Here is a 12749-nt window from a genome sequence, read left to right on the forward strand (position 1 = left end):
GTGACGGTGGGTGTGCCGTGGAGGGTGGCGGACCTCGGTCCGCGTCACGGTCCCGCCCATGCCTGAACGCCGGTTGAACACCGGGCGACGTCACCGGGCCCTGTTCCGTGAACCCGTGCTCACCGCCGCAGGAGACCCCGAAGGGACTTCGCGGTCCCGTAGCTCACTGCCCTTGCTGCGACCGCGCCTTGAACGCCGCCTTGCGTGCTTCCTTCGCGATCCGCTTGTCCGGATGCAGCCGGCCCATCGCCTCCAGCACGTCCGCCGTCGCCGGGTGGTCGACCCGCCAGGCGGCGGTGAAGAACCCGCTGTGCTGCTGGGCCAGGCCCTCCACGAGGCTCCTGAGCTCGTCGGAGTTGCCCTCGGCCGCGAGCTGGGCGGCGAGGGTGTCGACGGTCAGCCAGAACACCAGCTCCTCGGAGGGGGCCGGCACGTCGTCGGCGCCGCGTTCGGCGAGCCAGACCCGGGCCAGTCCGCCGAGCTCGGGGTCGTCGAGCACTTCGCGCAGGGCGGGCTCGGCCGCGTTGCCGACGAGGGACAGCGCCTGCTGGCAGCGCAGTCGCCGCAGCGGCGCGCCGGTGTCCAGTCCCCGCGCCGCCGCCAGCAACTCCCGTGCGGCGGCGAGGGTTTCGCGGCGGGCCAGCCACTGCTCGGTCTCGGCCTGGGCGGCCGTCGGCGGGAAGCCTGCCGTGCCGTCGAGCAGCGCGTCGGCGCCCTTGTCCGCGAGGTCGCCGACCGCGGGTGCCTCGAAACCGGCCTCCAGGAGCCGCGCCCTGAGTCCGTACAGGCCGAGCGGGGTCAGCCGGACCATGCCGTAGCGCGAGACGTCGGTGTCGTCGACCGGCGACGAGGTCTCCTCGTCGGTGTCGGCCATCAGTGCCTCGTCGACGGGCTGGTACGCCACGAGTCCCACCGGCTCCAGCACCCGGAACTGGTCGTCGAGCCGCATCATCGCCTCGGAGACCTGCTCCAGCATGTCGTTGGTGGGCTCGCCCATGTCGCTGGGGACGATCATCGAGGCGGCCAGCGCGGGCAGCGGGACGGGTGCCCCGCCGGGCCCGTCCTCGCTCGCGGTGAGGAGGTAGAGGTTGCCGAGCACGCCGTCCAGGAACTCGGCCTCGGCCTCCGGGTCCCAGTCCAGGGACGAGAAGTCGATCTCGCCGGCGCCCTCTTCGGGGTTCATCGCGCCGACCAGGTCGTCCAGGTCCGGCACGCTCGCGTCGGCGAGCACGGTCTCCAGCGCGGCCAGCCACACGCCGAGCACGTCGTGCGGGGCGCCGCCGGTGAGCAGGGCCAGATCCTCGCCCGGGGCGACGGTTCCGGCCTCCTCGTCGACGACCTCGACGAGTCCGGTGTCGACGGCGACCCGCCAGGCCTCGCTCGCGTACGCCGCCGCGTCGTCCCCGCTCAGTCCGAGGGCCTCGGCCGCCGCGGGCAACTGCTCGTCGACGAGCCCGCCCCCGGCGTCGATCCGCGTCTCGGGCCCGGCCCAGCGGGCGAGCCGTGCGGCCCGCGACAGCAGCGGCGTGGACAGGGCGTCTCGCGCCAGCTCCGCTTCGGGGTGCAGGCGCACCGGTGGCAGGGGGGAGCTGTCTGACATCGGCTGCTTCTCCTAGGGGCGTGTCGTACCACTCGGCCGCTCAGCCTAGACCGCTTTCCACCCATGCCACCCGGTTCATCTCCCGGTCCGGGGCAGTACATGGCTGAAACCTTGACAAGTGGCGTGACCAGGCACGAGATTGACGCGCGTAGAAACCAGGTGGACATCTGTTCACGCTACTTTCTACGCGCGTCGCCACCGCCCCACAGGTCGCGGCTCCCACCGTTCCACGCACCACCCTCGTCCCGGCGCCCATGTACGTCCCCGGAGGGATCCCGTTGCCGAGCAAGTCTTCCGCGCGCCTCGCCGCGCTCACCGTCGCCGCCGCCTGTTCCGCGGCGTCCACCCTCGTGCTCACCTCGCCCGCGCACGCGGCGGCCGTGAGCATCCATGACATCCAGGGCACGACCCGGATATCCCCGTACGCCGGCAAGGCGGTCACGGACGTGGCCGGAATCGTCACCGGCGTGCGCACCTACGGCTCCTCCAGAGGCTTCTGGATCCAGGACCCGAACCCGGATGCCGACCCCGCCACCAGCGAGGGCGTCTTCGTCTTCACCAGCTCCGTCCCGAAGGTCGCGGTCGGTGACGCGGTGACCGTGTCCGGCACGATCTCGGAGTTCGTCCCCGGCGGCGCGTCCTCCGGCAACCAGGCGGTGACGGAGATCGTCCGCCCGACGGTGACCGTCGTCTCCAGCGGCAACGCGGTCCCGGCCGCCACCGTCATCGACGCCAGATCCGTGCCGAGCGCCTACTCCCCGGCGGGTGACAGCGCCGCGGGCGGCTCGGTCAACGGCCTGACGCTGCAGCCGAAGAAGTACGCCCTGGACTACTACGAGTCCCTGGAGGGCATGAACGTCCAGGTCTCCGACACCCGCGTGGTCGGCGCCACCGACCCGTTCACCGAGCTGTGGGTCACGGTGAAGCCGCGCGAGAACAGCACCCGCCGCGGCGGCACCCTCTACGGCTCCTACGAGTCGCAGAACACCGGCCGGCTCCAGATCCAGTCCCTGGGCGCGACCGCCGACTTCCCCACGGCGAACGTCGGCGACGTCCTCACCGGCAGCACCGAGGGCCCGCTGGACTACAACCAGTTCGGCGGCTACACCCTGGTCGCGGGCCGGATCGGCACGCTGAAGAGCGCAGGTCTCGCGCGGGAGACCACGCAGAAGCAGAAGAACGGCGAGCTGGCGGTCGCGACGTACAACGTCGAGAACCTCGACCCGACGGACGCCTCCTTCGAGGAGCACGCCTCCGCGATCGTGAACAACCTGAAGTCGCCCGACATCGTGTCCCTGGAGGAGATCCAGGACAACAACGGCGCGAAGAACGACGGCACGGTCGCCGCCGACCAGACGGTGATTAAGCTGATCGACGCGATCGTCGCGGCCGGCGGTCCGGCCTACGACTGGCGCTCGATCGACCCGGTGAACAACACCGACGGCGGCGAGCCGGGCGGCAACATCCGCCAGGTGTTCCTGTTCAACCCGGAGCGGGTCTCCTTCACCGACCGTGCGGGCGGCGACGCCACGACCGCCGTCGGCGTCACCAAGGAGAAGGGCAAGGCCGCGCTGACGGTCTCGCCGGGCCGCATCGACCCGACGAACACCGCCTGGAACAGCAGCCGCAAACCGCTGGCCGGCGAGTTCGTCTTCCGTGGCCGGACGGTCTTCGTGATCGCCAACCACTTCAACTCCAAGGGCGGCGACCAGGCGCTGACCTCGCAGTACCAGCCGCCGGTGCGCAGCTCGGAGACCCAGCGCGCCCTCCAGGCGACCGCGGTGAACGCGTTCGTCAAGGACATCCTGGCCACCCAGAAGAACGCGGACGTCATCACCCTCGGTGACATCAACGACTTCGAGTTCTCCGGCACGGCCGACATCCTGGAGAGCGACGGCGTGCTCTGGTCGGCGATCAAGTCGCTGCCGAAGAGCGAGCGTTACTCGTACGTCTACCAGGGCAACGCCCAGGTCCTCGACCAGATCCTGGTCAGCCCGTCGATCCGGCGTTCCTGCGACTTCGAGTACGACAGCGTGCACATCAACTCGGAGTTCAACGACCAGATCAGCGACCACGACCCGCAGGTGCTGCGGTTCAAGCCGTAGCCGCCGACCGGTCGTCGTGCTCAGGGCTGGCTGAACACGCCGTTCAGCCAGCCCTTCCATGCGGCCTCGTCCGCCGCCGCGTCGGCACCGGCCGCGAAGTCGTGGACGCTGATCCCGACCGGGTAGCTCCAGTGGTTGCGCCCGAAGAAGCGGATCAGGGCTTCCTCGGTGCGCAGCCCGATGAAGTACGGGTTGCGGAAGTCCAGTACGGCGTCCAGCAGTTGGCCCTCGGGGCCACGAGCCTGGACGCGCGCGCCCTCGGCCGTGTCGTCCGAGAGGCCGAGCGCCCGGCCGACGGCGGCGAGCGCGTCCGGTGTCTTGGACGCGTCGGGACCGTCGAAGGTGGTGAAGGCGGCCGTGCGGGGCGCGAAGTGGAGCAGGTACTGGCGCAGGGTCGCCATGTAGAAGTCGGTGTGCCTGGCGGCGCCGTCGTACTGGTTGTCCCAGTCGTCGACGAAGATGCCGCTGTGCACGTACCGCACCCAGGCGCGGCGGCCGTCGTCCCGCGGTTCGATCGTGTAGTCGAGCTGGTTGAGGGTCTGTTCGGAGATGCCCTCGACGTCCTCGACACGGTTGGTGTAGCGGTGCGGCGGGTCCCAGGCGGTGACCGTGGATCCGAAGGGCCCCTTGCCGCCCTCGCGCGGTTCGGGGGCCTCCATCGGCCACAGCCAGCCGTCGGTCCCGGCGGTGATGGCCTCCCACACCTGCTCGGGTGAGGCGTCGACCTCAAACTCGCGGGCGATCTCGAATTCCTTGGACATGGTGGGCTCCTGAGTACTACTCGTCCAGTTCTGGGGCGGATTGGGCGTCGCCCGTGGGCTTGAGCGTGGGGTGGACGGCGACGACGATCCGGTGATCGCGGCCGTCCTCCTGGCCGGGGGCGTCGTATTTGCGGATCAGCGCGCTCACCCCGGCCGTCAGCTCCTGGATGAACGCGGCCCGGTCGGCGGCCGAGGCGAAGCGCACCTCGCCGTCCAGCGCGTACGTCGCCAGCCGCTTGCGGGCCTTGGCCGCGCCGGTGATCAGGGAGCCGACGTCGCTCACGAGCCGGGCGCCGAGCGCGAGCAGCCAGCGGGCGGAGAGCTGGTCGCGGAAGCGGTCCGGGTCCGGCTGCACGGCGGCGAGCGCGAGCGGCGAGATGACGTACGACGCCGCGGTCGCCCGCATCAGCCGCTCGGTGACGTTGCCCTTGCGGCGCTCCCCCGCCAGCTCGACCAGACCGTGCCGCTCCAGCGCCTTGAGGTGGTAGTTCACCTTCTGCCGGGGCAGTCCGACCTGACCGGCCAGCATGGCGGCCGACGCGGGGCCGGCCGCCAGTTCGGCGAGCAGCCGGGACCTTATGGGGTCCAGGGAGGCGGCGGCGGCCTCGGGGTCCTCGATCACGGTCACGTCCAACATGACTCCACCGTCTCACCGAAAACTTTTTTTGTCCAGACGATTCTGGTGTTCGGTGATTCTCGGACGTCACTCGGGCACGAGGCCGAGGGTGTGGTGGTAGCGCGTACCCGTGAAGCCCTGCACGCCGGGGTACGACCGCACCCGCTCCCACTCCTCGTCGACGGGCACGGAGATCGCCTTGTCGTACGCCCCCTCGCTCTCCCACTCCGCGTAGTTGAGGACGTGGGTGCCGTCGGTGGCCAGGTGGAAATGGGCGGCGATCAGGCCGTGGTGGGCGCCCGGGGCGGGGGCGGTCCGCAGCAGGAGATCGATCCAGTCGGCGCGCCGGCCGGCCGCGCCGGGCTCGAAGTCGATCCGCACGGTCACGAGCAGACCCGGCACCCGGTGGTCGCAGGCGGCGCGCTCTTCGCCCCGGTAGTAGCGGTACCGGTCGAGTCCGACGCGCTCGATGCCGGGTACGGCGGTGTCGATCTCGTCGTTGCGTTCCTGGCGGTGGGTCTTGACGAAGGCCTCGTAGGCCTGCTCGCTCGACCACTGCGAGTGGTGCATCAGCGTCGCGCCGTCGAGCCCGCTGTACACGTGGTAGTTGAGCAGGGCTGCGGCGGGCCAGGGCCTGCGCTCCCAGGTGTGCGCGATCGCCTCGACGGCCCGTCCCTGCCGCTCGGGGGTGCCGACGCGCCAGGTGCTGAAGAGGGCGGCGCCGACGCGGGGATCGGTCGGGTCGGGGTGGGTGCCGGTACGGCGGGTCATGACGGCCTCCGTCGATGAGTACGGGATGCGTGCACCGGCCACTCTTCAACCTCAACCAAGATTCAGGTCAAGTCGCCGATTCGCGCGGGGAATTCGGGAGACCCGCCTGGTCATGGACGAGAAGGCCCGGAGGGCCGAGATGGTGGAGACGGCCGGGACGGCCGAGACGACGGGGACGGCCGGGACGACGAAGACGGCCACGACGACCGGACCGGCGGACACGACGACCGAGACGCCGGACACGACGACGGAGACGGCGGACGCGACCGAGCCCGGGGACACGACCGAACCCGGGGACACGACCGACACGGCGAAGACGGACAGCCCGTCCAAGTTGCCCGCGCGGTCGTGGCGGGCGGTGGTGTGGCGCACACTGAAGGAGTTGCTGGACGACGAACTGGCCGACCGGGCGGCCGCGTTGACGTACTACGGCGTCCTGTCGCTCTTCCCGGCGCTGCTCGTGATGGTGTCCCTGCTCGGCGTGGTGGGACAACGCGCGACGGACAAGATCCTCGACAACATCGGCGACCTCGCCCCCGGGCCCGCCCGGGACATCCTGCGGGACGCGGTGGTCCAACTCGGCGACAGCGGCGGCACCGGCAGCGTCCTGGCCGTACTCGGCCTGCTCTTCGCCCTGTGGTCGGCGTCCGGGTACGTCGCCGCGTTCATCCGTACGTCCAACGCGGTGTACGACCTGCCGGAGGGCCGCCCGGTGTGGAAGCTGACGCCGCTCAGGCTGGGGCTGACCGTGGTGCTGATGCTGATGCTGGCCGTGAGCGCGCTGATCGTGGTGTTCACGGGTCCGCTGGCCGAGCGGGCCGGCACGACGATCGGGCTCGGTGACGAGGTGATCGCGGTGTGGGGCGTCGCGAAGTGGCCGGTACTGCTTCTGCTGGTGATCCTGATGATCGCCCTGCTCTACTGGGCCGCCCCCAACGTCCGCGGCCGGGGCTTTCGTTGGATCTCCCCGGGCAGCGTCCTCGCCACCCTGATCTGGCTGGCCGCGTCCGCCGGATTCGCCCTGTACGCGGCCAACTTCGGCTCCTACAACAAGACGTACGGCACCCTCGCGGGCGCCATCGTCTTCCTCGTGTGGCTCTGGCTGACCAACATGGCGATCCTCCTCGGCCTGGAGTTCGACGCGGAACTGGCACGCGAGCGAGCGATCACGGCGGGCCGCCCGCCGACGGAGGAGCCGTACGTGGAACCGAGGGACACCCGCAAGTGGCCGGCGAGGCTGAGGGCTGCGCGGGGCAGGTAAGGACGCGGGCTCCGAGCCACCCGGCGTCGACGCGGCCTCGCCGGGGGCTCCGCCCCGGACCCCCGGGCCTATGCCCACCCACCACCCGACTCGGTCACTCAAAAAGTGCCGACACCCTCTCCGCCATCAGCGGAGACCCCACGCCGCCCCGGGCACCCACCCACGCCGTCACCGTCACCCCGCGGGCAGTCGTGCCGCTGGGGCGGCACGGGTGGGCGCGGACGGCACCCCGCAAACGCCGGGCCGCGCGACCCACCCCACACCGCGGTGCCCCGTAAGCACCGGCTTGCGCGACCCACCCCGCGAGCACCCCGCACGCACCGCGCTGCGCGACCCACCCCGCGAGCACCCCGCACGCACCGCGCTGCGCGACCCACCCCGCGGCACCTCGTAAGCGCCGGGCCGCGGACCCACCCCCGTAGTCCCACCCCCCCCCGGCCCCCACCCCACCCCACCCCACCCCACCCACCGCTTCGGCCCAGGTCGGCCGATGTAAGCCAACCTGGGCCGAAGATCGTCAGCCCCTTCTCAGCGCCCCGCGTGTTCTCAGCGTCCCGCGCGCCGGCGTCGCAGCACCTCCACCGCGATCACCGCACCCACCACCGCCACCCCGATGAACAGCACCGGTCGCGGGTGCCGGGCCCCGGCCTGCACGGCGGTGCGGACCGGGACGGGCATGGTGTGTTCGACGGCGTGACCGGCACGGGTCGCCCTGGACTGGACGGTGTGGCCCGCCTGAGTCGCCTTGTCCTGGACGGTGTGGCCCGCCTGAGTCGCCTTGTCCTGGACCGTGTGGCCCGCCCGGGTCGCCTTGTCCTGGACCTTGTGCCCCGCATGGCTGGCCCGGTCCTGGACCGTCTGGCCGGCCATCGCCGCGCTGCTGCGGAGCTGTACCGTCATCGCGCCCGCCTTGTCCCGGAGGTCGGCGGCCCGGGCCCGTGCGCGGCCCTTGACGTCGACCTTGCCGGCCAGCTCCTCGACCGTGTCGCCGAGCTCGCTGCGGGTGCGTTCGATCTGTTGGCGGAGCTCGTCGGGCCCCTTGGCCCCGCCCGCCCCGTGTCCGTGTGCTGCCTTGTCCGTCATCGGTGCGCCCTTTCCCTGATCTCCTCGACGTCGGCCCTGACGCTTCCGAGCGCTTCCTCGGGCGTGGGCGGTGTGGCGCGGCGCAGCTGGGCGCGGCCGGTCGCCGCGAGCAGGGCCGCGAGTGCGAACAGGACGGCCGTCACGATGAGCGCCGCCGCCCAGAGGGGCAGGACCAGCGAGAGCGCGACGGCGGCCGTGGCGGCCAGGGCGAGGAAGCCGGCGTAGCCGACGGCGCCCGCGGCACCGAGCAGTCCGCCGCCCCGTCCGGCGCGACGGCCCTTCGCCGCGAGCTCCTCCTTGGCGAGGGCCACTTCCTGTCGTACGAGCCGGGAGAGCTGTTCGCTGGCCTGTCCGACGAGGTCGCCCACCGAATGGTGTTCGTCATGCACCGGCCTGGGTGCCGTGGTCCCGGTCACGGTTCCGCCTCCTCTCGGTATCGGAACTGCCGGGTACCCTGACCCGGCCCCCGCTACCCCTGCGGCCCGTCTCCGGACCCGCGCTCGCCGAGGCGGGCCAGCCGGCTCTGGAACCAGTCGAGCCGGGCCTGCAACAGGGCGGCCTCCGCGACGAGTTCGGGCACCCCGAGCTCTCCGGCGGCATCCGTCACCGACGCCTCCCCCGCCACCCGCACACCCTCACCGGCGACCACGCGCAGCCCGTCCGCGGCCAGGCGGGCGAACCCGGCCAAGGAGAGGGACGTACGACCGCGCAGACATCCCGCGCAGGAGGGGGCCAGCGCATGCCACCCCGGTCGGCCCCAGCCGGCGTCGGCCAGCGCCGCCGCGACCGTGCCGCAGGCGCACGGGCCCACCGTCGCCGTGCGGACGCGCTGCCGGGCGTAGCGGAAGCCGCGTTCGAAGCGGATGTACCGGCCGAGTACGGAGATCTCGAGGAGGACGGCCGTACGGTGCTCGGCCGTGCACAGCAGCGCCTCGGCGGTCGTACGGTCGTGCACGCAGTGGAAGCCGCAGTCGCAGCGGCGGTGCGGTGGCCGGTGCCGCAGGCCGTAGACGCAGGACGCGTCGTCCAGGACCGCGTACGGCAGCGCGCCGCCCAGCGACACCCCGGTGAACCCGGCCCGGGTGCCGTCGTGGGACAGCACCGGGTGGGCGATCTTGTATCCGGTCGGCGGCTCCGGCGGGCGTTCCTCGGGGAGCCGCAGCCTCATCGGGCGGCCGGGACCTCTTCGGGTGCCTTCAGGTCCTTGATCTCCTCGGGGAGGTCGAGTTCCTCCTCGCGGACCTGCGGCCGCTCTTCCGCGACTCCGGTGGCGAGTGCCTTGCCGAGCTTCATGACGCCTCCCATGGCCAGGTGTCGATGACCGTCCTGGCCATGGTGACCCATGAGGGCCGACTTGGACATAGGGCCTGCCGGCCGCGCGACGACCGGCAACACATTAGTATCCCTTAGCGATATATGGTTAGAAAAATTAAGTGGAGCTTCACTGTCGGCGCGCCGACACTGTACCCATGACGACATCTCGCCCCTTCGGCCGCACGCTGTGCGCCATGATCACGCCCTTCACCGACGCGGGCGCGCTGGACCTCGACGGAGCGCAGCGGCTGGCCGGCCGGCTGGTGGATCAGGGCTGCGACGGGCTCGTCCTGTCGGGAACGACGGGCGAGTCGCCGACCACGACGGACGCGGAGAAGGCCGCGCTGGTCACGGCTGTACGGGAGGCGGTGGGCGGGCGGGCGTCGATCGTGGCGGGCGTGGGCACCTTCGACACCCGGCACACCGTCGAGCTGGCCCAGGCGGCCGAAAAGGCGGGCGCGGACGGCCTGTTGGTGGTCAGCCCCTACTACAGCAGGCCGCCGCAGGACGCGCTGGAGGCGCACTTCCGGGAGGTCGCGGACGCGTCCGGGCTGCCGCTCGTGCTGTACGACATCCCGGGCCGCACCGGCACCCGGATCGAGCCGGACACCCTGATCCGCCTCGCCGGGCATCCCCGGATCGTCGCGGTCAAGGACTGTTCCTACGACTTCCTCGGCGCCCAGAAGGTCATGGACCGCACGGAGTTGGCGTACTACGCGGGCTGCGACGAGCACAACCTCGCCCTGTACGCGGTGGGCGCGGCCGGGTACATCAGCACGGTCGCCAATGTCGTTCCGGCCCGGCTCCGTGCGGTCCTCGACGCGTTCGAGGCGGGCGACACCCCCGTGTCCGCCCGCCTCCAACAACGGGCCACGCCGCTGATCGAGTCGATGATGTCGGCGGGCCTGCCCGGCGCGGTCACCGCGAAGGCCCTCCTCACCGCACTCGGTCTGCCGGCGGGCCCGGTCCGCGCACCGCTGCGGCCCGCCGACCGGGACACGGTCGACGGGCTGCTGGCGGCGTACGAACAGTTCATGGCCGCCTGATCAGCGTTCGGCGAAGACGGGCTCCCAGCGCCCGGCGTCCCCGTCGTTGCCCCGGCGGAAGTCGCTGAGGGGTACGACCTTGTCGCTGCCGATGGTGACCAGGACGAGCCGCTGGTGGAACTCGTTCTTGCCGCCCTTGGCGATGTCCCAGGCGATGAGCGACGTGTTGCCGGCCCAGGCGAGCAACTGCTGCCCGTGCACCTCGGTCTTCGACCCGGTCGAGGCGTCGATGACCCATGAGGAGGTCTTCCACCCCTGACCCGCGAAGCCGCCGGCGACGAGCCGGCCGTCGGGCGACTTGCCCGCGTCGACGTACCACTCCAGGTACTTGGCGTCGGCCGGTACGGGGACCTCCTTGCCCGAGAGGTCGTAGAACTGTTTACCGATGTCCCCCATGGGGTTTCCGGCCCAGACATGGCGGCCGTCGCCGGTGAGGGCGAAGTCCTGGCGGGAGTTGAGGAAGCCTCCACCGATGGGATCGTCCGCGTCGCTCTCGAGCTTCACCTCACTCCAGGAGCCCGTGCCGGACGCCACGTCGATGAGGTGGAAGCCGGTGCGGCTCGACGGCTGCTTCTGGTCCCAGCCCTCGGATCCGTCCATCTTGACCCGCAGGTCGGGATTCTCGTCGTAGCTGGTGGCGACCAGCTTGCGGCCGTCGCGCGAGAACGCGAGTCCACCGACCGGGTGGTCGACCGGAAGCCACCGCGCGACCTTGCCGGTGGTCAGGTCGAGCAGGCCGATCCGCGAGGCGGGCAGGTTCCGTTCCAGGACGGCGGCGGTCTTCATGCCGGGAGCCACGGCCACCCAGGACCACTTCGTGGCCTTCTCGTACCGGCCGCTCTTCCGGTCGAGCAGCCAGTAGGTGCGCTCGTAGACGGCGGTGTCGGCCGTCTTCTTGACCGTCTTCGGGACGAAGTACGCGGCCATGCCGGTGTTCCCGGCCGAGATCAGCTCGCGCGGCGGCGACTGGTCCGGATGAGCGTTGACCTCGGTCTTCGGTACCACGTCCGCGGGGCGTACGTCGGTGCCCCGGCCCGAGTCCAGCATCGGCACGGCCACCGCGACGGCGACCACGACGACCGCGGCGGCGGCCATGCCCGCGATCCGGCGACTGCGGCGGCGCCGGCGGGCCGCCAGCACCCGGTCGGCGAACCCCGGCCGTGCCAGGGGCTGTTCGTCGGCCTGCTCCCGCAGTGCGTCCCGCACGAGTTCCTCGACGTTCATGGACGCACCTCCACGGATGAGTAGTCACGGGACGGCTGCCACTCGGCTCCGGCCGGGCCCAGGGCGGCCAGTTCGGGCGCAAGCGAGCGCAACCGGGCGAGGGAACGGTGGGTGGTGGACCGCACGGTGCCGACGGTGCAGCCGAGGAGCCGGGCCACGTCGGCCTCCGGCAGGTCCTCGAAGTAGCGCAGCACGAGCACGGTCCGCTGGCGTGCGGTGAGCCGGGCCAGCGCCTCGCGCATCACGACACGCAGTTCGGCGGCGGCCGCCGTGTCGGCGTCCGTCGCGCCCGCCTCGGGCGGCTCGGGCGGCTCGGCGACGCTGAGCTCCCGTCTGCGCCACTTCAGCCGCCAGCGGCTGACCTGCTGGCGGTACAGGATCCGCCGTACATAGGCCTCGGGCTCGTCGATCCGCTGCCACTTGCCCGCCGCCTTGACCAGGGCGTTCTGCAGCAGGTCCTCACCGGCGTGCTGGTCTCCCCCGCAGAGCAGCACGGCCGTCCTCAGCAGCGCCGACGACCGGTTGTCCACGAACTCCCGGAAACTCTCCAGCCCTTCGGCATTCATCGTCACCTTCTCTTCCCCGGCGGCACCTGTGCCCCGCCCCTGTTCCTGGTGACGCTCGCGACCGCCCGCCGCTATGCCACCGGCGGGAAGAATTTTTTCGACGGAACGCGCCGGGGCCCGTACCGCACGGGTGTGCGGTACGGGCCCCGGCCCACAGGGGGCGCGCTCAGCTCCAGGTGTACCCGTCGCCGATCAGCAGCACATGCTCCAGCACGTCCTCCATCGGATCGTCCACCTGGCCGGTGTTGACCAGTGCGAACCGCGGACCGTTGTGCGAGGCGGTGTTGGTCTCGTCGGCGTGCGCGGCCCCCGCCGGAAGCCCGCACACCGCCGTCAGGGTCAACGCCCCGGACAGCAAACGCGCCACGGTCCTCGCCCGCTCGTTCGTCATTGCACGACCCC

The 12749-nt window shown here is 71.6% G+C and carries 14 protein-coding genes; 3 read left to right on the plus strand and 11 right to left on the minus strand.

Features of this window, described 5'->3' with window-relative positions; all coding sequences use genetic code 11:
• Nucleotides 1-163: 163 nt before the first annotated feature.
• Nucleotides 164-1600: a hypothetical protein gene (locus tag ACWBNA_RS06575; protein ID WP_482703257.1), complete on the minus strand. Its 1437-nt coding sequence runs from the start codon at nucleotides 1598-1600 to the stop codon at nucleotides 164-166.
• A gap of 278 nt (nucleotides 1601-1878) precedes the next feature.
• Between ACWBNA_RS06575 and ACWBNA_RS06580 the strand changes: the two genes are divergently transcribed.
• Nucleotides 1879-3705, plus strand: coding sequence for an endonuclease/exonuclease/phosphatase family protein (locus ACWBNA_RS06580; RefSeq protein ID WP_482703258.1), 1827 nt, complete (start codon nucleotides 1879-1881; stop codon nucleotides 3703-3705).
• Nucleotides 3706-3725: 20 nt separating this feature from the next.
• On the opposite strand, the gene ACWBNA_RS06585 is transcribed toward ACWBNA_RS06580, so the two are convergent.
• The 3 genes from ACWBNA_RS06585 to ACWBNA_RS06595 form a co-directional block, all read right to left on the minus strand.
• The gene (locus ACWBNA_RS06585) at nucleotides 3726-4466 is read right to left on the minus strand and encodes an SRPBCC family protein (protein WP_482703259.1); all 741 of its coding nucleotides are present in this window, start codon (nucleotides 4464-4466) and stop codon (nucleotides 3726-3728) included.
• Between the two features lie 16 nt (nucleotides 4467-4482).
• Nucleotides 4483-5103, minus strand: coding sequence for an ArsR/SmtB family transcription factor (locus tag ACWBNA_RS06590; RefSeq protein WP_482703260.1), 621 nt, complete (start codon nucleotides 5101-5103; stop codon nucleotides 4483-4485).
• A 66-nt stretch (nucleotides 5104-5169) separates the two neighbouring features.
• Nucleotides 5170-5853, minus strand: coding sequence for an antibiotic biosynthesis monooxygenase (locus ACWBNA_RS06595; protein WP_482703261.1), 684 nt, complete (start codon nucleotides 5851-5853; stop codon nucleotides 5170-5172).
• A gap of 112 nt (nucleotides 5854-5965) precedes the next feature.
• On the opposite strand from ACWBNA_RS06595, the gene ACWBNA_RS06600 reads away from it, so the two are divergent.
• Nucleotides 5966-7114 carry a YihY/virulence factor BrkB family protein gene (locus tag ACWBNA_RS06600; RefSeq protein ID WP_482703262.1) on the plus strand — a complete coding sequence of 383 codons (1149 nt, stop codon included), beginning with the start codon at nucleotides 5966-5968 and terminating at the stop codon, nucleotides 7112-7114.
• A gap of 546 nt (nucleotides 7115-7660) precedes the next feature.
• Here the strand turns inward: ACWBNA_RS06600 and ACWBNA_RS06605 are convergent.
• From ACWBNA_RS06605 to ACWBNA_RS06620, 4 genes are read right to left on the minus strand one after another with little or no spacing between them, the layout of a single operon-like run.
• Nucleotides 7661-8197, minus strand: coding sequence for a DUF3618 domain-containing protein (locus tag ACWBNA_RS06605; RefSeq protein ID WP_482703263.1), 537 nt, complete (start codon nucleotides 8195-8197; stop codon nucleotides 7661-7663).
• On the minus strand, nucleotides 8194-8613 hold the full coding sequence (locus ACWBNA_RS06610) for a phage holin family protein (protein ID WP_482703264.1): 420 nt from the start codon (nucleotides 8611-8613) through the stop codon (nucleotides 8194-8196). Before ACWBNA_RS06610 ends, ACWBNA_RS06605 begins: the two co-directional genes overlap by 4 nt.
• Nucleotides 8614-8666: 53 nt before the next feature.
• A complete protein-coding gene (locus ACWBNA_RS06615) occupies nucleotides 8667-9365 on the minus strand; it encodes a hypothetical protein (protein ID WP_482703265.1) in 699 nt (232 codons plus the stop codon).
• On the minus strand, nucleotides 9362-9490 hold the full coding sequence (locus ACWBNA_RS06620) for a hypothetical protein (RefSeq protein WP_482703266.1): 129 nt from the start codon (nucleotides 9488-9490) through the stop codon (nucleotides 9362-9364). The genes ACWBNA_RS06615 and ACWBNA_RS06620 overlap by 4 nt, the downstream gene beginning before the upstream one ends.
• 176 nt (nucleotides 9491-9666) lie before the next feature.
• On the opposite strand from ACWBNA_RS06620, the gene dapA reads away from it, so the two are divergent.
• Complete coding sequence (dapA, locus tag ACWBNA_RS06625; RefSeq protein WP_482703267.1) at nucleotides 9667-10557, plus strand: 4-hydroxy-tetrahydrodipicolinate synthase; 891 nt, start codon at nucleotides 9667-9669, stop codon at nucleotides 10555-10557.
• Here the strand turns inward: dapA and ACWBNA_RS06630 are convergent, their stop codons facing one another.
• The 3 genes from ACWBNA_RS06630 to ACWBNA_RS06640 form a co-directional block, all read right to left on the minus strand.
• Complete coding sequence (locus ACWBNA_RS06630; protein WP_482703268.1) at nucleotides 10558-11781, minus strand: WD40 repeat domain-containing protein; 1224 nt, start codon at nucleotides 11779-11781, stop codon at nucleotides 10558-10560.
• Nucleotides 11778-12347: a SigE family RNA polymerase sigma factor gene (locus ACWBNA_RS06635; RefSeq protein ID WP_482703346.1), complete on the minus strand. Its 570-nt coding sequence runs from the start codon at nucleotides 12345-12347 to the stop codon at nucleotides 11778-11780. Before ACWBNA_RS06635 ends, ACWBNA_RS06630 begins: the two co-directional genes overlap by 4 nt.
• Before the next feature lie 166 nt (nucleotides 12348-12513).
• Nucleotides 12514-12738 carry a hypothetical protein gene (locus tag ACWBNA_RS06640; RefSeq protein WP_482703269.1) on the minus strand — a complete coding sequence of 75 codons (225 nt, stop codon included), beginning with the start codon at nucleotides 12736-12738 and terminating at the stop codon, nucleotides 12514-12516.
• Between the last annotated feature and the right edge of the window lie 11 nt (nucleotides 12739-12749).

Source organism: Streptomyces sp. Q2 (genome assembly GCF_056820935.1).